The sequence below is a fragment of the Microbacterium sp. C-MGS6 genome (genome assembly GCF_058140415.1).
In genome coordinates, this window is record NZ_CM176934.1 from 1,931,436 (window position 1) to 1,948,313 (window position 16,878).

The following is a 16,878-nucleotide window of genomic DNA, read 5'->3' on the forward strand; positions in this document are numbered from 1 at the left end:
ACGGCTCGCCTCACTTCGGCTGGTCCGCGACGCGATATGCGTCGCGGACCAGCCATTTTTCATCTGCCCACACCAGCACGAGGATGGCTGCCTCCTCGGTCTTCGCTTCGCCGCTCTCGGGCGATGACGGCAGCTCCATCACGGCCATGTCTCCATAGCGATCCACGAGAACCGCATCCTTCCGACCGGCCATCTCGGCAGCGACGGGCGTGATCCCGGCGGAACCGGCCGCGACGGCAGCGGCGCACACCGCGTCGTCGCGTGCCTCGCACTCGACGATCTGCGCGAGGAGTGCCGGGAGAGCGCCTGTCGGATCGTCGGCCTTCGGCGGCGCCGCGGACGCGGACGGTGAAGGAGCAGGTGTCGGCGCAGTCCGCCTGGCAGGGCCCGCTCCCTCAGGACGGTCAGCGGACGGAGGAGTGCTCCCCGCTGCCCCGACCGCGGGATCGTCTCCGTCGCTCGGCCACAGCAGCCCCGCGAGGAGCACCGCCGCCGCGCACGCGCCGGCCACGATGAGAACCCGCCTGCGCCGGGAATCCGTCTCCCCTCCGCCCGCCGGCGGCCGTACCCTGATGGTCCGCCGATCGAGGAGAGGTCGCGCCCCGCTGACGACTCGATCGCGGAGGGCGAGCAGGCCGGCGAACGCCCGTACCGGGCCCCCTTTGACCGCACTCTCTTCCCGCATCCGACGCTCCCGCAGCCGTGCGCGGGTGACGGGTTCGGTGCGGACTCGTCGCACCGCACCGGAGACACCGGCTTCCGTGGGCGCCGCCCGGTCCTCGGCAGCCTCTTCCAGTGGTCGTGGTGCTGCGATCTCCAAGAGGTCGCTCTCTGCGTCCTCGAGCAATCGCCGGGGCACCCGGCGCTGTGCTGCGGCCGAGCGAACGCGATCGCGGGTGCGGTCGAGGACCCGGGCCATCGTCTTATCGGTGCACTCCGCGCGTAGCCGGTCCACGATCACCAGGACGGCGGTCGGCGCGTCCTGACCGGGCCCCAGCACGAAGACCGGCCGGCCCCCGTCGGTGAGCCACCATGTCCCGTGCATGTCCACCGCCGACGCGGGCCCCAGCTCCGCCAGTCCGCGCAGAAGACTCACGACCACCGTGCTGACCTCCCCCGATGGCAACCCGCCCCGCCGGAGCCGCCGATCCACGTAGGCCTCCAGGCGCTCGGTGCACCAGGGCAGAAGGACGTCGTGTCCGTCCGCGCGGCGGATCATGTCCACCGGCGCGGCGATGTGCTGGGTGCCCGCATATCGACAGCCCGCCCAACCAGCGAGGCTCTCGGCCTCGACGCGCACGACCGGACCGTCCGGCGAGGTGACGAGCGCACCGCGAAAGGGCCCCTCAGCAGAGTCGAGGAGTCGGATCGTACGGTGTGCCTGGGGAAGCACGGCCTGCTCGCGGGGGGCACTCTCACGCGCTGGTGTCATGCGATCCATCCCACCCGACCCGCGGGACGCTCCGTCCGAACTCGTTGCTCGGGGACGAGATCCCGTGGCGGGTCGGATTGTGCAGGAGAGATCGCGCACACGCTCTCCGCTGCACGCGAACGGCGGCATCGCACGGCCTTCGGACTCGGTAGGCTGGTCTCCATGGCAAAGCGTGCTCCTGAACCCGAGAAGCGTCCTGGGTTCTTCTCCCAGATCAAGTCCCTCTTCCGGTTCACGCGCGAGGCCTATGCCTGGCTTCCCTGGGCGCAGGCCGCGATCCTCATCGGCGGCGTGCTGCTCGGCCTCCTGGCCGGCTACCTGATTCCGCCGTTCCAGGTGTGGACGCTCGTCCTCTGGGCCATCACGGGCTTGATGCTTGGCGTCCTCGGCGCGCTGTTCCTCATGACCCGGCTGTCGACCTCGGCCATGTACACGAAGATCGACGGCATGCCCGGTGCGACCGGCCACGTGCTCAGCACGAGCCTCGGTCGCCGGTGGCAGGCCTCCGAGACCCCGGTGGGCATCAACCCGAAGACGCAGGAGGCGGTGTACCGGACGGTCGGCCGCGGCGGCATCGTCGTCGTCGGCGAGGGCGCCCGCGGACGCCTCACCCGACTCGTGAACGAGGAGCGCAGCCGTGCGCAGCGCGTCGCTCACGGCGTGCCGATCACGGTGCTCTACGTCGGGCACGGCGAAGACGAGGTGCCCATCGCCGACCTCGCGAAGACCATCAAGAAGCTCCCGAAGGCCATCGACAAGGCCACGATGGCGGCCGTCATCCGCCGCATCGACTCGGTCTCGCAGTCGCTGTCGTCGCTTCCCATCCCGAAGGGGATCGACCCGACGAAGGTGCGGGCGCAGCGTCCGCGCTGACCCGCTCCCCCGGACCGCGAAGCGCGGCCGCCCTGACCGAGGGCGGCCGCGCTTCTCTCATTCCGAGAGCGGCTGCTTGGGCAGGCGGCGCACCTTCGCGCGGCGACGACGACGCTCGGGGATCATCGAGCGCATCTCATCGAGCTTGCCGAAGCAGAACAGGCGGTCGTCGGGCTCGAGGACCACATGCTTGCGCGGGTTCGGGATGACACTGACCCCGCGGTGCAGGGTGAGCACCGTGATGTCGCGCTCCCACAGGCCCGCCTCCCCCAGCGTCTTGCCGACCAGGTCGGCGGCGCCGTGGACCATGAGTTCGGCGACGCCGTAGCCGGTGGAGACGGTGAGGCGCTGCCGGACGTCGATCTCCGGGAAGGCGACCTGACCGGCGATGTAGTCGATGATCGCGCCCGCGACGTCGAGCTTGGTCGCGGTCTCGATACCCTGCAGGCCCGGGGAGGAGTTGACCTCCATCACCAGGGGTCCCTCGTCCCCCTCCAGCATGTCCACGCCGGCGACGCGGAGTCCCATGATCTGGGCCGACCGCACGGCAGCCCGCTCGTAGACCGGGTCGAGCTCGATCGCCTCGACCGAGCCGCCACGGTGCACGTTGGAACGGAACTCGTCCCCCGCTGCCGATCGGCGCATCGCGGCGACGACGCGGTCCCCGACGACGAGCGCGCGGATGTCGCGGCCCCGGCTCTCGGCGATGAACTTCTGGATGAGCACGTTCTGCTTGGTCGAGTGGAGCGTCTCGATGATGGCCTCAGCCACCTTCACCTGCGGCGCGAGGATGACGCCGATGCCCTGGGTGCCCTCGAGCAGCTTGATCACCACGGGAGCGCCGCCGACGCGCTCGATCGCCGGCCGCACGTCGGCGCGGTTGCGGACGAAGGCCGTCGGCGGCATCGCGATGTTGTGCCGGGAGAGGATCTGGTTCGCCCGGAGCTTGTCGCGCGCGCTCGAGATGCCGTTCGCCGTGTTCGGGGTGTAGACATCCATCTGCTCGAACTGTCGCACCACCGCGGTACCGAAGTACGTGATCGAGTTGCCGATGCGTGGCAGGATCGCGTCGTAGTCGCTGAGCTGCCGACCACGGTAGTGCAGGTCGGGTTCGTCGGAGGTCAGGTCGATCGCGAAGCGCAGGGTATTCAGCACCTTCACGTTGTGCCCTCGCTGCAGTGCGGCCGCGCGGAGGCGTTGGGTGGAGTACGCCTGCGGCGCACGGGACAGCACTGCGATCTTCACGGGGGATTTCCTGCCAGGATGTATCAGGTGAGTAGGTCTACCCATTCAAACACCCTTACGGGGTGGCGCGAGTGGGTGAGCCTGCCCGATCTCGGAGTCGACTGGATCAAAGCCAAGATCGACACCGGCGCCCGCACTTCGTCCCTGCACGCGTTCGACATCCAGGAGTTCGAGCGCGATGACGAGCCCTGGGTGCGGTTCCGTGTGAAGCCCTGGCAGGACAGCCAGGAGGATGCCGTCGTCGTCGAGTCCCCCATCCACGACCGGCGGGCCGTCCGGAGCTCCTCCGGCCACGCGCAGGAACGTCTCGTCGTGCAGCTGATGATCCGTCTCGTCGACCGAGAGGTGCTCGCCGAGGTCACGCTGAGCAACCGGGACGAGATGGGTTTCCGGATGCTGATCGGCCGCGAAGCGTTGCGTCGCGGGTACGTCGTCGACCCCGCGCGCTCGTTCCTCGGCGGCAGAGCACCCCGCGAAGCACGCCGTCGCAACCGCGGCCGCGACTGAGCCTCAGGCGCGGATGAGGACCGTGCCCACAGCCTTGTCGTGGAGACCGCGCTGATCCGGGTCCCACACGACGGCCGGGATCACGACGAGGAGAAGCAGCGTGCGCACGATCGGGCGCCACAGACCGACCCATCCGCCGTCGAGACGGACGACGCGCATGCCGAGGATGCGGTGCCCTGGGCTGCCGCCGGCGGTCGGGATGAAGAGGATCTGCACGACGCCGAAGATGAGCAGCGTGGCGAACGGGTCGTACTGGAAGAACGCGACGGAGAGGATGACGGCTGCCGTCCAGTCGATCGCGAGGGCCCCGATGCGACGTCCAGGGCGACCGATGCTCCCCGGTCCGGACTCCGGGAGTCCGAGTCGCTCACCGGGGTACGTGTTCACAGCATCCGTCACCCCTCCAGCCTACCGAGGCTGTGGATGCCCTCCGATCCTGCTCACGCTGTAACACGGACGAAACAAAGCGGATACCGTGGAGAAATCCCCCGTCCGTACTGTGCAAAGTGGCCCCGAAGCCATCGATCCGCATCACAGGAGTCGTACATGTTCAAAGATTCGTCCGAGGTACTGGCCTACATCAAGGAGAACGACGTCAAATTCCTTGACATCCGTTTCACCGACCTCCCTGGTGTGCAGCAGCACTTCAACATCCCTGCGGCGACGGTCGACGAGGCCTTCTTCACGGACGGACAGCTGTTCGACGGCTCCTCCATCCGTGGCTTCGCCAGCATCCACGAGTCGGACATGCAGCTGATCCCGGATGTGACGACGGCGTACATCGACCCCTTCCGCGAGGCGAGCACCCTCGTGATGATCTTCGACATCTACAACCCGCGCACCGGCGAGATCTACTCGAAGGACCCGCGTCAGGTCGCGAAGAAGGCGGAGAAGTACCTCACCTCCACCGGCATCGCCGACACCGCGTTCTTCGCCCCCGAGGCCGAGTTCTACATCTTCGACGACGTGCGCTACTCCGTCACTGCCGGCGAGAGCTTCTACAAGGTCGACTCCGAGGAGGCCGCGTGGAACACCGGCCGCGAGGAGGAGGGCGGGAACCTCGCCAACAAGACCCCGTACAAGGGCGGCTACTTCCCCGTCAGCCCGGTCGACAAGACGGCCGACCTGCGCGACGACATCACCCTCAAGCTCATCGATGCGGGCTTCATCCTCGAGCGCTCCCACCACGAGGTGGGAACGGCCGGCCAGCAGGAGATCAACTACCGCTTCGACACCATGGTGCACGCGGCCGACGACATCCTGAAGTTCAAGTACATCGTCAAGAACACCGCCGAGGAGTGGGGCAAGGTCGCCACCTTCATGCCGAAGCCGCTGTACGGCGACAACGGCTCGGGCATGCACACCCACCAGTCGCTGTGGAGCGACGGCAAGCCGCTCTTCTACGACGAGGCCGGCTACGGTCAGCTCAGCGACATCGCGCGGTGGTACATCGGCGGCATCCTGGCCCACGCGCCGGCGCTGCTCGCCTTCACCAACCCGACGCTGAACAGCTACCACCGTCTGGTCAAGGGCTTCGAGGCGCCGGTCAACCTGGTCTACTCGGCCGGCAACCGCTCCGCCGCGATCCGCATCCCGATCACGGGCTCGAACCCGAAGGCCAAGCGCATCGAGTTCCGCGCCCCCGACGCCTCCGGCAACCCGTACCTCGCCTTCGCCGCGCAGCTCATGGCGGGCCTCGACGGCATCAAGAACCGGATCGAGCCGCACGAGCCCGTCGACAAGGACCTCTACGAGCTTCCGCCTGAGGAGGCCAAGAACATCCCGCAGGTGCCGAACTCCCTGCTGGACTCGCTCGAGGCGCTCCGTGCCGACCACCAGTTCCTCCTCGAGGGCGGCGTGTTCACCGAGGAGCTCATCGAGACCTGGATCTCCTACAAGTACGAGAACGAGATCCTGCCGATCGCTCAGCGCCCGCACCCGTTCGAGTACGAGCTGTACTTCGGAGTCTGAGCCGAACGCAGATCGCGAAAGAGTCCGTCCCCATCCGGGGGCGGGCTCTTTCGCTGCATGGGAACCGTGAGGCTACGGCAGCCCTACCCCCACGTACTCATTTGGGGTTACTTCCTACGCATATTCAGACATTTCGCTGTCCTCTGACCCTGTCTTCACCTATGCTCGATCCCGCAGCCGGGGGGCTCGCAGGAAGAGGGCGGCATGTCGCAGGATTATGAGGTCGACACGGATGTGTTGCGGGCGATGGCGGCGAAGACGCGGCGCATCATCGCAGACGTCGGGGCGACCGACCTCACCCCGCCGACGAGCGCCGGCCACGAGTGGGTGGTCGCAGCCTCTGAGCGGTTCGCCGAAACCTGGTCTGCGGGCCTCGCAGCGCGGGTGACGGTCTCCGACGATTTCACCGAACGTCTGGCGACGACGGCCCGGGTCTTCGATGAGGGGACGGATGCCGCGAAGGCCGAGGTCGACGCGATGATCTGGGAAGAGTGATCGAGCTCGGGCAGACCCGCTCCGCCACCGCCCTCATCCCCGGCTCCCCCGGCGAGGTCAGGGCGACGGCCGCGGCATGGAAGGCACACGGCGTGGCCGCGGCACGGGTGCGCGACCAACTCGCGACGCTCGACGACGACGGCACCTGGACAGGCGAGGCCTACGACGCGTACCTGGCGCGTTTCGATCGTCAGCTGCTGCACTGGTCGAACGCCGGCGACGGGCTCCGCGAGGGCGCTCACGCCCTGTTCACCTGGGCGGATGCGCTGGAGTGGGCGCAGGAGGAAGCCGCGCGCGCCATCACCCTGTGGGACGAGGCCGAGCAGCAGGCCGCCACGGCACTGGCCGCGCACCGCGCTTACGTCCGCGAGCTTCGGGTCGGGCAGGGCCTTCGGCACCCGGAGGTGGAGGTGCCATTCGTCGACCCGTCCGGTCCCGCGCATGAACAGGCCAGAGCGGTGCTGTTCAACGCCCGGGCGACGCTGGATGTCTTCGCCCGAGACTGCGCAGTCCGGTTGGACCAGGCCGCAGAGGCCGCGCGCATGCCGCTCACCGAGGCTGAGGCCGCGACCGCAGCCCAGCATGCCGTCACCGAGGCGGTGTTCACGCTCGCTGTCGTGCAGCCGTTCCAGGCCACGATGGACATGCTCGCCGCCTCCGCGCGGACGCTGTGGGAGCACCCGGACATCATCCTCGAACTCCTCGGCGGAGCCGCCCTGGTCATCGGCGGCGGGGCCATGATGGGCGGCGGCGGAGCGGTCGCCGTAACCGGCGTCGGCACCGTCCCTGGGGGTGGTCTGGCCTGGGCTGGCGCCGGCGTAGCCGCGGCCGGCCTGACCGCAGCCGGACACGCTGCCGGCAGGTGGGCGAACGAGTCCGCTCAGAATGCTCCTGAGCGCCCCGCCCCACACCCCACGCACGGCGGACGGAACGTGCTCGGCCAGTACAACGGCGACGGCCAACGCCCCTGGGTCGACACAGAAAAGATCGGACTCGATCGTGTCGCCGAGGACACCGGCAAGGACGTTATCCGCAACAAGATCCGCGCGACCATCCAGGGGTATCACCACAATCCCCAAGCGACCTCAGACCAAGTTCGCTATTACGATGGCTTCATCGAGAACGCCGACGGGACGTACACCGGCATCGAGATCAAGGGCGGCACGGGCAGCCGCGATGCAGCCCAACGTGGCTTCGATGCAACCGTGAGCCCCGAACGACCAGCGACCGCCACCCTGAATGGGGAGAGAATCACAATCACTCGAGTAATTCTGGAGACCGTGAAATGAGTCAACCGACACATATCCGTCAGATCAATGACGATACTCGCGGCGCACTGGTCGATTACTTCCGGCCGTACCAGGAACAGATCCAGTTCTCGCTGCGTCAGCTCAACGGGTCCTCAACATGGGCATGGAGCCTGTGGCGCGCCCCAGAGGGCGCGGACCTTCTGGACAGCATCCCCTTCAGCGAGGAGTACATCCAGTGTGCCGGGACAGCGGAAGCCCTTGTGATCGAGGTCCGCTATGTCGACCCGGACGGCACCGCGCATCAGTATGTCGTCGGGCGTCCGGGCGCGGACATGTCCGGCGAGCCCACCGAGGTCATCCACTGGGATGACGGACGCCATTCCACCACCGTGTATCCCAACGAGGTGTTCACGGCCGACGAAGCAGCGGTGATCTTCTACACCTACTTCCTCACCGATGAAGTCGCCCAGCCCTACACGCTCCGCGAGATTGACATGAGCGTCCCCGACCCCACCGAGGACGAGGCGCCATGAGAGTCGCGGTCCGTCACGACGCGATCGCCGACACGGTCGCACAGCTCGCTGCGTTCTCGGGGAGAGAGGAGACTGCGGTGACCTCAAGCAGGACGCACGGCCAGCAGTTCACGAGCGGTCAGATGGGGTGGATCACAGAGAACAGGCGCCCCGTCGCAGATCACTTGCGCCTCATGCTCGGCCGCTTGGACGGCGTGAGCGAGTTCACGTACAGCATCTGGCGTGGCGCGGACCCGTCTAGCATCATCGGATTCCAGAAGCCTCTGACCGACTCCTTCATCCAGGCGACCGGTTCAGCCGATCAGATGACCGTGGAAGTCCGCCTCCCCGCGCCTGACGGCGAGACCCACCTGTACACGGTCGGGCGTCCCGAGCCTGCCGACGGGACGACGATGCTAATCCCGATCAGTCAGACCCGCGCCGTGCGCGTGTTCTCGAACGAGGTGTTCACCGCTGACGAAGCCGCAGTCATCTTCTACACGTACTATCTCACCGACGCCGTCGCTCAGCCGTACGTCCTCCGCGAGCTCGACCTCAGCCAGGAGCTGTCGGAGGAACGATGAGAGTCGCGGTCCGTCACGACGCCATCAGCGACACAGTCGCGCGTCTCGCCCTCACCGTCCGGCAGTTCCAGGAGCAGCTCGACACCCTCGACGCGGAGGCCGCTCGACTTCGATCCTCATGGTCCGGTGAGGCACAGGCGGCATACGACCGCGCCCACCACGACTGGGACACCGCCATCCGCGGCATGAAGGCCGCCCTCGCCGAAGCCAACCGCCGACTCATCACCGCCAATGCCATCTCCAGGGCAACCGCCAGCACCGCCGCCCGCCTCTGGAAGTGACGCTCATACGGTTCGGGATGGAACCCCCGCCCGCGTCAAACTGGACGGCGAAGACATCGTCGTCACACGAGCAGAAACGCAGGTTGCGCCTTGACGTTCAAGCCCACCCACGCCTCGGTCTCTCCCTCGGGACTCTACGGATTCGTCACCGACGCCTACCGTCCCATCCCTGACGAGCTCCGCTTCATGTTGGGACGCCTCGACGGGGAAACGAAGTTCACGTGCAGCATCTGGCGAGCGGAGAACCCTGAGAACGGATTCGTCACGCCGGAAGACCTGACCGGCTTCTTCATCCAGGCGCCGGGATCAGCAGATGGCATTACTGTCGAGGTCCGACTTCTTGGACCTGACGGCAAGAGCCACCTCTATACGATCGGGCGCCCTGAGCCCGTCGACGGGACGACGACGCTGATCCCGATCAGCCAGACCCGTGCGGTGCGCGTGTTCTCGAACGAGGTGTTCACGGCTGACGAAGCCGCGGTCATCTTCTACACCTACTACCTCACCGAAGCCGTCGCGCAGCCGTACGTCCTCCGCGAGCTCGACCTCAGCCAGGAGCTGTCGGAGGAACGATGAGAGTCTTGGAGACCGCCAGCACCGCCGCTCGCCTCTGGCGGTAACGGCGCTGGGCATGGCCCGCGTCAGAACTCGTCGGCGACGATCTCGGCCTTGAACCCCGCGGAGTTCTCCAGCCATCCGGCGTAGTGATCGGGCCCACCGGCGTGCGGGTAGCGCTCCGCGTACAAAGGCCGCCAGCCGTGCTCGGGTGCCGCCGCGATGATCGCGTCCACTCGGCTCGGCGGGCCCGCAGCGAAGGCGAGATGGTTCACGCCAGGGGCGCGACGATCGTGTGCGCTGCCGCTGAGGTTCGGGGATATCGTGAGGGTGACATACGCGCCACCCGCCTCCCAGGACTCGCCCTCGGGCCATGCGCCGGCCCGGACGAAACCCACCGCACCGAACAGCCACCCCCACTCCGCTCGCGACGACGCGAGGTCGGCGACCCAGATCTCCACGTGGTGAATCCCTGCCATCCGTCCAGTCTCCCAGCTCCCCATGGATCCCCCGTTGCAGGTGTCGGCCTCCACGTCAACCCCAACGCAGCGTTTTCTCTGCGCGGATACGGTGAAGACATCGTCGGGATACCCGGTCCCGCCAGTGGAGGACGCCGTGATCACCCAGGAAGCCCCGCCGACCGCCGCGCTTCTGGACGGCCGCTACCGTCTGGCAGAGGCCGTCGGTATGGGCGGGATGGCGACCGTGTACCGCGCGGAGGACATCGCCCTCGAACGCACCGTCGCGGTGAAGATGTTCCGCGAGTCCGACGACGCCGTCGTGCCGGTGGAGCGGGTGCACTCGGAGAAGGCGCTCCTCGCGGGTCTCAACCACCCTGGCCTGGTCACCCTCCTCGACGCGCACCTCGAGCCCGGACGACCGAAGTACCTCGTGATGGAGTACGTGCCCGGACCGACTCTGAGCAAGCGCATGGCACGCGCGACGGTCCCAGCGCGCGAGATCGCCACGATCGGGGCGGACATCGCCTCCGCCCTCCACGCCGTGCACAGCGCCGGCATCGTGCACCGCGACATCAAGCCCTCGAACGTCCTGCTCACCCCGCCTCTCGACACGAACGGCCGGTGGAGCGCGAAACTCGCCGACTTCGGGATCGCCTGCGCCATCGACATGTCCCGTGTCACCACTCCCGGCATCGTCCTCGGGACGCTGACCTACATGGCACCGGAGCAGTTGCGCAGCGGCGACATCCGTCCCGCGGTCGACGTCTACGCGCTCGGGCTCGTCCTGTTGGAGGCGCTCACCGGTAAGCCCGGCTTCGCGCCCACCCTCAGCGTCGAATCCGCCCTCGCCCGCCTCCACATCGCCCCCGAGATCCCCGCGGAGCTGGGGTCGGAGTGGGTCGGGCTGCTCACCGCGATGACCGCGATCGAGCCCGAAGCACGGCCGCATGCTCTGGAGGTCGAGGGCGAGCTGCGCCGGCTCGTCGATCTGCCTTCGACCGGAGAGGTCGCCACGGACGTCACCGTACCGCTTCCGGCGCCGACGGCAGGCGCCCTCCCCCGCACCCGCGCCGAGGCCCGCGCCCGTCGTCGCGTCGCGTCGGCGCACCCCGCGGCGTCCCCGGCCCGGCGCACGCGCCGTCGTCGCGAGTCTCTCCTCATCGCCGCGGTGGTCGTGCTCGGCGCGGTGACCACCGCCTCCGCAGCACTGGTCGGACACGGCGAGCAGGCCCTCGCCAGCTCGGGTGCCGTCTCCGACGGCGCGTCGAGGATCGTCGAGGACGTCGTGCCTATCGAACCGGCTCCCACCGACACCGCCCCCGACCTGGCGCCGGCAGAGACCGTCGCGGTGGAGCCGGTGGCCGCGACCCCGGTAGCACCGGCGTCATCGGTCACCGAGTCGGCGCCGGATACGAGCCTGCCCGAGAACGCCGCACCGCAGGCGCAGGAGAACCGAGGCAAGAGCCCTGGCCGCGACGGCAACAACGGCAAGGGCAACATCAGCCACTGACCCGACGCCCCCGACGCCCGCCGAGCCGGCGGGTGTCGCTGAGCAGCGCACGGGACCTGGTGGAGGAAGATCGAGTGTCGACTATCGACAGAGGGAGGGGACCATGCGTCGCAGGAAGTTGATCGCACCGCCGGATCCGGCACCCAGCGTGTCCGCACAGCGACGGTCGCCGTCGAGCGTGGTCGCCGGCGCCAGGGCGAACCCGTTCATGTTCGGTCTCCTCGGCGCCCTCGGGGTGCTCGTCGCGCTCATGATCGGCGGCATCGTCGGCCAGCTCGCCACCGTGCTGGTCTACATCGGCGTCGCCCTGTTCCTCGCGCTCGGCCTCGATCCGATCGTGCGGTTCATCGAACGCAAGCTCCCGCGTCCGGCGGCGGTCGCCGTCGTCGTGATCGGCGTGCTCCTCGCCTTTGCCGGGATCATCCTGGCCATCGTCCCCACCCTGGTGGAGCAGATCGGGAACCTCATCAAAGACGGTCCGGAGATGATCAAGGAGTTCACGAAGAGCGCCTGGTTCCAGGACGTCAGCGGACAGTTCGGCGGCACGATCCAGGATGCGGTCGACGGCGTGCTCGGCTTCGTGCAGAACCCGGACAACTTCCTCGACATCGGCGGCGGCGTCTTCGCCGTCGGCGCAGGGATCGCCGGCGGCCTGACGGGCGTCACGATCGTGCTCATCCTCACGCTGTACTTCATGGCATCGCTGCGCAGCATGAAGCGGGTGGCCGCGCGGTTCGTCCCCGCCTACCAGCGCGACACCTTCAGCGAGCTTCTGGAGGACGTCTCGAGCGCCGTCGGGCGCTACGTGATCGGTCAGGCGAGTCTCGCGCTCACCAACGGCGTCCTGAGCCTCATCTTCCTCACCATCATCGGAGCGCCGGTGCCGGCGCTGCTCGCACTGATCGCGTTCATCGGCTCGATGATCCCGCTCGTCGGAACGCTCTCGGCATCGATCATCATCTCGCTCATCTGCCTGTTCGTCTCGCCGACGACCGCGCTGATCGCGATCATCTACTACCTGATCTACATGCAGATCGAGGCGTACGTGCTCTCCCCGCGGATCATGAGCAAGGCCGTCGCCGTCCCCGGCGCACTGGTGGTCATCGCCGCGGTGGCCGGTGGAGCGCTCGGCGGAATCCTGGGCGCTCTCGTCGCCATCCCGGTGGCCGCGAGCATCATCATCATCGTGCAGAAGGTCGTCTTCCCCAATCAGGACAGGAAGAGAACGCCGCCGGCGGTGACCGTCGCCTGATCAGCGGACCAGGACGGCGCCCGGCTGCACCCGCACGGTGAACGCGTCGATCTCGCCGATCTCCTCGCCGTCGATCTCGAACATCTGCGGCGCGGAGAGCTGCACGCGGATCCGCTCCGCTGAGACGTGGGTGGTGGAGTCCGTGCTGACCGCCTGATCGACGTTCCCGATCATGCGACGGATGCCGTTGTCCCAGACGACCGAGCGGACGGTGTCGAGCCACTGCAGCGCGCCGTCGGAGCTGATGAGCAACATGTCGAGGAGCCCGTCGTCGAGGACGGCATCGGGCAGCAGACGGATGCCACCCTGGAGCATGCCGCAGTTGCCGACGAGCAGCGTGTGACCGCGCACCTCCTCCGGCTCGTGGTCGTCGAGCTGCAGCGTGATGTCCGTCATCTCGGTACCGGCCAGTGCGCGCCCCATCGCCTCGACGTAGGCGAGCCAGCCGGCGCGATCCTTGAGGTCGTCGTTGGTCTCCACGAGCATCTGCGCGTCGACCCCGAAGCCGACCATGACGGAGAAGGCATGCTCCTCGCCGTCGAACTCCACCCAGCCGAGGTCGATGCGGTGCGGCTCGGAATCGCGGATGTGCTCGAGCGCCGGCAGCACGCCCTCGAGCGGCACGCCGAGGTTGCGCGCGAGCAGATTGCCTGTGCCCTGCGGGACGATCCCGAGAGCGACATCGGTGCCGACCAGAGCCTCCGCGACCGCGCGGATCGTGCCGTCACCGCCGACCGCGATGACGAGGGCACAGCCCTCCTCCACCGCTTTCGCCGCGACGCCACGGCCGGGGTCATCCGGAGTCGTCTCGCCCCAGCGCACGTCGGCTTCCTCACCGAAGGCGATGGTGACGGCCTCGCCGAGGACATCCCGGTCGGACTTCGTCGGGTTCCAGATCACGCCGATGCGAGGAGAGGTCATACGCTCACTCTGAGCGACGGACGACGATCGTGCAACTCGACCGGCCGTCTAGCCGTAGAAGAGCTGCTCGAAGGTTCTCCGGGCACGCCGGGTGACGGCGAGATAGTCCTCTTCGAGCGGTGTCGCCGACCGGGGTGGATAGCCGAGCAGACGGGCCAGGGCATCCAGCTGACGGCGGTCAGCGGGCAGGACGTCGCTCGTCTGACCCGTGAGCAACGTGATGCCTGAACGGAGTCGGCTCGACAGCAGCCACGCCGCCCGGAGGCGCTCCGCGTCGTCCTCCTCGACGAGCCCGGCGCCGACCGCGGCGTCGAGTGCCTGCAGGGTCGACGTGGTGCGCAGGCCGGGGACATCGGTCGCGTGCTGCAGCTGGAGAAGCTGCACGAGCCACTCCACGTCGCTGAGAGTCCCCGGTCCGAGCTTGAGATGACGACGCGGGTCGGTCCCCTGCGGCAGCCGCTCCCCCTCGACCCTGGCCTTGATCCGCTTGATCTCCCGGAGCCCCTGGAGATCGACCGCCTCCGGGTACCGGATGCTGTCCGCGAGTTCCATGAACCGCCCGATGAGCTTCGCGCTGCCGGCGACACCACGAGCCCGCAGCAGCGCCTGAGCCTCCCACGACAGCGACCAGCGACGGTAGTAGGCCGCGTAGGCGTCGATGGACCGCACGATCGGACCGTTGCGCCCCTCCGGCCGCAGACCCGCATCCAGGTCGAGCGGGAGGCGATGGTCGGTCAGATGCTCGCGGAGCCCCGCCACGATCCTCGTCGCCAGCTTCTCCGCCCTGCCCGAGTCGACACCGTTCGCGTCGTACACGTACAGGACGTCCGCGTCGGACCCGAAGCCGAGCTCCGCACCGCCGAACCTCCCCATGCCGATGACGGCGAAGTCGAGCGCTGCGTCCTCCGGCGGGACGACCTCTCGGAGAACGGCGCGGAGGCCGGCCTGGATCGTCGCATCCGTGATGTCGGTGAGCGCGGTGGCCACCTCCTCGATGGTGACGACGTCGAGCACCGCGGCCATGGCGGTGCGCAGGAGCTCGCGACGCCGCAGGGCGCGGACGGCCCGCAGCGCGTCGGCGACCGTCTCGTGACGCGTCTGGATCGCCCGCGCCTCCTCGTCCAGCGCCTGCGCGCTCCGCGGACGCAGCCGCTCGGCGCTGTCCAGCCAGGCCACCGACTCCGGGATCCACTCCAGCAGCTCGCCGATGTAGCGCGACGACGACAGCAGCCGGGTGAGGCTCTCTGCGGCGCCGGACGAATCCCGCAGCATGCGCAGGAACCACGATGTGTCGCCCAGCCGCTCGCTGATGCGGCGGAAGGCCAGGAGACCGTAGTCGGGGTCGCTGCCATCGGCGAACCAGCGCACCATCACGGGCATCAGGTGTCGCTGGATCGTCGCCTTGCGACTGATCCCGCGCGTCAGTGCCCCGATGTGTCGGAGGGCTCCGGCGGGATCGCGGAAGCCGATGGCCGCGAGCCGGTCATGGGCCTGCTCCGCGGAAAGGGTGCGCTCTTCCTCGGGCAGCCCGGCCACCGCGCTCAGCAGCGGGCGGTAGAAGAGGCGGGTGTGGATGTCGCGCACCTCGCGCCGGACACTCTCCCACCGGGCCCAGACGCCCTCCCCCGTGTCCGCCAGCTTCGTGCTGCGCGCCAGGATGCGCAGACCAGCGGGCGTCTTCGGCATGAGGTGGGTGCGGCTGAGATCACGCAACTGGAGACGGTGTTCCATGAGCCGCAGCACGCGGTAGTCGTGCGCGAAGGCGCCCGCATCCGCACGGCCGATGTAACCGCCCGCGACCAGCGCGTCCAAGCTCTCGAGTGTGCCGCGGGTGCGGAGGGAGGCATCGGTGAGACCGTGCACGAGCTGCAGGAGCTGCACCGTGAACTCGATGTCGCGCAGCCCGCCCGCCCCGAGCTTGAGCTGATACGGGGCGTCCTCCGGGTCGATGTGCTCCATGACCCGCTCGCGCATCCGCTGGACGCTCTCGACGAACTCCTCCCTGGCGGCGCTCGACCACACGCGCGGCTGCACGGCATCGATGTAGGCGGCGCCCAGTGCAGGATCGCCGGCGAGAGGACGAGCCTTCAGCAGCGCCTGGAACTCCCAGCTCTTCGCCCATCGGTCGTAGTACGCGACGTGGGAGGCGAGGGAGCGCACGAGCGCTCCCTGCTTGCCCTCGGGGCGCAGTGCCGCGTCGACCTCCCAGAGTGGCGGTTCGACCTCGATGGCGCTGAGGAAGCGCATGGTGTCCCTGGCCAGACGCGTCGCGATGTCGATCGCCTGCGGCTCGGACAGCGTCTCCTCGTCGGACGTGCCCCCGACGAAGATGACATCGACATCGCTGACGTAGTTGAGCTCCCTGGCACCCGCCTTGCCCATGCCGATCACAGCCAGCTGTGTCGTGGCGACGGCATCGCGACCCGCCGACGGCGCCTGGCGCGTGCGGGCGATCGCGAGCGACGCCTCGAGGGCGGCGCCGGCGAGGTCCGCGAGGGAGGCGGCGACCTCGGCGACGACGTCTTCGGGTCGCGGGTGGCCGAGGTCGAACACCGCGATCTCCGCGAGGTTCCGCCGATACGCGACGCGGAGGGCCACGATCGTCTCGTCCTCCGCCGAGTCGGCGAATCCGTCCTCAGCCCCGACGGCGGCGAGCAGCCGATCGCGCCAGACGTCCGCGGCGGGCAGCGCGTCGACGGGCGCCGCAAGCACGTCGAGCTCCTCGGGATGGCGCAGGAAGAACTCGGCCAGCCCCACGGAGGCACCGAAGACGCGCCAGACACGTTGGCGCGTCTCCTCGTCGGTGACAAGGGCCCGCAGCGGGGACGGGTCGCGTCGCGCCACCCGCAGCATCCCACGGACAGCCGCGTCGGGATCTGCAGCGACAGACGCCTCGAGCAGCATCGTCCGCGGTACGTCGAGCAGGCTCTCGAGCTCTGCCAGTGACGCCGCGGCCTCGCTCAGCTCGGCGAATCCGAGTCGAGCGAGGGCCGAAAGGGAGACGGAGGCGTCGGGGCGAGCCATGCCGT

General features: G+C 68.6%; 17 protein-coding genes. 11 read left to right on the forward strand and 6 right to left on the reverse strand.

Annotated features, from left to right (window positions below):
* Window positions 1-10: 10 nt before the first annotated feature.
* Window positions 11-1,432, reverse strand: a complete 1,422-nt coding sequence (locus AC3B5L_RS09365; protein ID WP_490095677.1) for a hypothetical protein — start codon at window positions 1,430-1,432, stop codon at window positions 11-13.
* A gap of 162 nt (window positions 1,433-1,594) precedes the next feature.
* On the opposite strand from AC3B5L_RS09365, the gene AC3B5L_RS09370 reads away from it, so the two are divergent.
* Complete coding sequence (locus AC3B5L_RS09370) at window positions 1,595-2,305, forward strand: DUF4191 family protein (protein ID WP_187661578.1); 711 nt, start codon at window positions 1,595-1,597, stop codon at window positions 2,303-2,305.
* A 57-nt stretch (window positions 2,306-2,362) separates the two neighbouring features.
* Here the strand turns inward: AC3B5L_RS09370 and AC3B5L_RS09375 are convergent, their stop codons facing one another.
* Window positions 2,363-3,550: a RimK family alpha-L-glutamate ligase gene (locus AC3B5L_RS09375; protein WP_060923121.1), complete on the reverse strand. Its 1,188-nt coding sequence runs from the start codon at window positions 3,548-3,550 to the stop codon at window positions 2,363-2,365.
* An 18-nt stretch (window positions 3,551-3,568) separates the two neighbouring features.
* On the opposite strand from AC3B5L_RS09375, the gene AC3B5L_RS09380 reads away from it, so the two are divergent.
* Complete coding sequence (locus tag AC3B5L_RS09380; RefSeq protein ID WP_187661579.1) at window positions 3,569-4,057, forward strand: ATP-dependent zinc protease family protein; 489 nt, start codon at window positions 3,569-3,571, stop codon at window positions 4,055-4,057.
* Between the two features lie 3 nt (window positions 4,058-4,060).
* Here the strand turns inward: AC3B5L_RS09380 and AC3B5L_RS09385 are convergent, their stop codons facing one another.
* Entirely contained in the window at window positions 4,061-4,456 is a 396-nt protein-coding gene (locus AC3B5L_RS09385) for an RDD family protein (protein ID WP_232089029.1), read from the reverse strand.
* Window positions 4,457-4,603: 147 nt separating this feature from the next.
* Between AC3B5L_RS09385 and glnA the strand changes: the two genes are divergently transcribed.
* The 7 genes from glnA (at window position 4,604) to AC3B5L_RS09420 (ending at window position 9,726) form a co-directional block, all read left to right on the forward strand.
* Complete coding sequence (gene glnA / locus AC3B5L_RS09390) at window positions 4,604-6,028, forward strand: type I glutamate--ammonia ligase (protein ID WP_187661580.1); 1,425 nt, start codon at window positions 4,604-4,606, stop codon at window positions 6,026-6,028.
* A 204-nt stretch (window positions 6,029-6,232) separates the two neighbouring features.
* Window positions 6,233-6,523: a hypothetical protein gene (locus tag AC3B5L_RS09395; protein WP_363443778.1), complete on the forward strand. Its 291-nt coding sequence runs from the start codon at window positions 6,233-6,235 to the stop codon at window positions 6,521-6,523.
* A complete protein-coding gene (locus AC3B5L_RS09400) occupies window positions 6,520-7,812 on the forward strand; it encodes a WXG100 family type VII secretion target (protein ID WP_490095678.1) in 1,293 nt (430 codons plus the stop codon). Before AC3B5L_RS09395 ends, AC3B5L_RS09400 begins: the two co-directional genes overlap by 4 nt.
* Window positions 7,809-8,306 (forward strand): hypothetical protein, encoded by a 498-nt coding sequence (locus tag AC3B5L_RS09405; protein WP_363443773.1) that lies wholly within the window; start codon window positions 7,809-7,811, stop codon window positions 8,304-8,306. Before AC3B5L_RS09400 ends, AC3B5L_RS09405 begins: the two co-directional genes overlap by 4 nt.
* Window positions 8,307-8,383: 77 nt before the next feature.
* Complete coding sequence (locus AC3B5L_RS09410) at window positions 8,384-8,869, forward strand: hypothetical protein (RefSeq protein WP_490095679.1); 486 nt, start codon at window positions 8,384-8,386, stop codon at window positions 8,867-8,869.
* Window positions 8,866-9,150: a WXG100 family type VII secretion target gene (locus AC3B5L_RS09415; RefSeq protein WP_363443767.1), complete on the forward strand. Its 285-nt coding sequence runs from the start codon at window positions 8,866-8,868 to the stop codon at window positions 9,148-9,150. The genes AC3B5L_RS09410 and AC3B5L_RS09415 overlap by 4 nt, the downstream gene beginning before the upstream one ends.
* 90 nt (window positions 9,151-9,240) lie before the next feature.
* Window positions 9,241-9,726, forward strand: coding sequence for a hypothetical protein (locus AC3B5L_RS09420; protein WP_490095680.1), 486 nt, complete (start codon window positions 9,241-9,243; stop codon window positions 9,724-9,726).
* 65 nt (window positions 9,727-9,791) lie between these two features.
* Here the strand turns inward: AC3B5L_RS09420 and AC3B5L_RS09425 are convergent, their stop codons facing one another.
* Window positions 9,792-10,184, reverse strand: a complete 393-nt coding sequence (locus tag AC3B5L_RS09425) for a VOC family protein (RefSeq protein WP_259952454.1) — start codon at window positions 10,182-10,184, stop codon at window positions 9,792-9,794.
* Window positions 10,185-10,320: 136 nt separating this feature from the next.
* Between AC3B5L_RS09425 and AC3B5L_RS09430 the strand changes: the two genes are divergently transcribed.
* Together AC3B5L_RS09430 and AC3B5L_RS09435 are read left to right on the forward strand one after the other, a co-directional pair.
* On the forward strand, window positions 10,321-11,676 hold the full coding sequence (locus AC3B5L_RS09430) for a serine/threonine-protein kinase (RefSeq protein ID WP_490095681.1): 1,356 nt from the start codon (window positions 10,321-10,323) through the stop codon (window positions 11,674-11,676).
* 103 nt (window positions 11,677-11,779) lie between these two features.
* A complete protein-coding gene (locus tag AC3B5L_RS09435) occupies window positions 11,780-12,928 on the forward strand; it encodes an AI-2E family transporter (protein WP_490095682.1) in 1,149 nt (382 codons plus the stop codon).
* Here the strand turns inward: AC3B5L_RS09435 and AC3B5L_RS09440 are convergent, their stop codons facing one another.
* Together AC3B5L_RS09440 and AC3B5L_RS09445 are read right to left on the reverse strand one after the other, a co-directional pair.
* Entirely contained in the window at window positions 12,929-13,849 is a 921-nt protein-coding gene (locus AC3B5L_RS09440) for a diacylglycerol/lipid kinase family protein (protein WP_187661590.1), read from the reverse strand. It lies immediately after the preceding gene.
* A gap of 48 nt (window positions 13,850-13,897) precedes the next feature.
* Window positions 13,898-16,873, reverse strand: coding sequence for a bifunctional [glutamine synthetase] adenylyltransferase/[glutamine synthetase]-adenylyl-L-tyrosine phosphorylase (locus AC3B5L_RS09445; protein ID WP_490095683.1), 2,976 nt, complete (start codon window positions 16,871-16,873; stop codon window positions 13,898-13,900).
* Window positions 16,874-16,878: the final 5 nt, after the last annotated feature.

What these genes read in the sequence shown, in the direction of transcription:
- AC3B5L_RS09370 (WP_187661578.1), top strand. Translation starts at nt 1,595, where the DNA reads ATGGCAAAGCGTGCTCCTGAACCCGAGAAGCGTCCTGGGTTCTTCTCC.
- AC3B5L_RS09425 (WP_259952454.1), bottom strand. Translation starts at nt 10,184, where the DNA reads ATGGCAGGGATTCACCACGTGGAGATCTGGGTCGCCGACCTCGCGTCG.
- AC3B5L_RS09415 (WP_363443767.1), top strand. Translation starts at nt 8,866, where the DNA reads ATGAGAGTCGCGGTCCGTCACGACGCCATCAGCGACACAGTCGCGCGT.
- AC3B5L_RS09445 (WP_490095683.1), bottom strand. Translation starts at nt 16,873, where the DNA reads ATGGCTCGCCCCGACGCCTCCGTCTCCCTTTCGGCCCTCGCTCGACTC.
- AC3B5L_RS09395 (WP_363443778.1), top strand. Translation starts at nt 6,233, where the DNA reads ATGTCGCAGGATTATGAGGTCGACACGGATGTGTTGCGGGCGATGGCG.
- AC3B5L_RS09440 (WP_187661590.1), bottom strand. Translation starts at nt 13,849, where the DNA reads ATGACCTCTCCTCGCATCGGCGTGATCTGGAACCCGACGAAGTCCGAC.
- AC3B5L_RS09405 (WP_363443773.1), top strand. Translation starts at nt 7,809, where the DNA reads ATGAGTCAACCGACACATATCCGTCAGATCAATGACGATACTCGCGGC.
- AC3B5L_RS09380 (WP_187661579.1), top strand. Translation starts at nt 3,569, where the DNA reads ATGTATCAGGTGAGTAGGTCTACCCATTCAAACACCCTTACGGGGTGG.
- AC3B5L_RS09435 (WP_490095682.1), top strand. Translation starts at nt 11,780, where the DNA reads ATGCGTCGCAGGAAGTTGATCGCACCGCCGGATCCGGCACCCAGCGTG.
- AC3B5L_RS09365 (WP_490095677.1), bottom strand. Translation starts at nt 1,432, where the DNA reads ATGACACCAGCGCGTGAGAGTGCCCCCCGCGAGCAGGCCGTGCTTCCC.
- glnA (WP_187661580.1), top strand. Translation starts at nt 4,604, where the DNA reads ATGTTCAAAGATTCGTCCGAGGTACTGGCCTACATCAAGGAGAACGAC.